This is a genomic window from Bacillus sp. V3B (assembly GCF_024494465.1).
Taxonomy (GTDB): Bacteria; Bacillota; Bacilli; order Bacillales; family Cytobacillaceae; genus Bacillus_BD.
In genome coordinates this window covers 1-685 of the sequence record NZ_JAETXM010000081.1, presented here as the reverse complement: position 1 = coordinate 685, position 685 = coordinate 1, and the positions used below count along the sequence as shown (strand labels likewise).

The window sequence follows — 685 nt, the reverse complement described above, 5'->3', positions numbered from 1 at the left end:
GTTTGATTGTGAATCACAAGAAGGTTCAACGCATCATGAATAAACTTGGACTCAAATGCGAGAAGTTCAGTAGAAAATCAAGAAAGTATAGTTCTTATAAAGGAACTATCGGAACTATTGCCAAGAACCGAATCAACCGTCGTTTTCACACAAGTGTGTGTCATCAAAAATTAACAACAGATATTACAGAATTCAAGTGCTCAGATGGTGTGAAACTATATCTAAGTCCAATTATGGATATGTTCAACGGTGAAATTCTTTCGTATGGGATAAGTATGCACCCAACCCTAGAATTAGCTCTCAAACCTCTCGAGGAAGCTTTAGAAATTGTAAAGGTATCAAAGTATAGAACCACTGTTCACTCTGATCAAGGTTGGCATTATCAACATAATAAATGGATAAAAACACTAACGAAACACAAGGTGTTCCAGAGTATGTCACGAAAAGGAAACTGTTTAGACAATTCCCCTATGGAGAACTTTTTCGGATTACTAAAACAGGAAATGTATTACGGAGAAGCACTCTGCTCATTTGAGGAATTAAAAAAGAGATTGGAAGAATATATCATTTACTATAATAACAAGCGCATAAAGCAAAAATTGGCAGGCATGAGTCCGGTTCAATACCGTATCCATGCCAGCCAATTAGCTGCATAATACAACTCTAACTTTTAGGGGTCACCTCA

At 36.6% G+C, this 685-nt stretch carries 1 protein-coding gene; it reads left to right on the top strand.

Going from position 1 to position 685, the window contains the following annotated elements; genetic code table 11:
- Positions 1–656, top strand: a 656-nt coding sequence (locus tag JMM81_RS22670) for an IS3 family transposase (RefSeq protein ID WP_256243817.1), incomplete at its 5' end; no start/stop codon positions are given.
- Positions 657–685 lie beyond the last annotated feature (29 nt).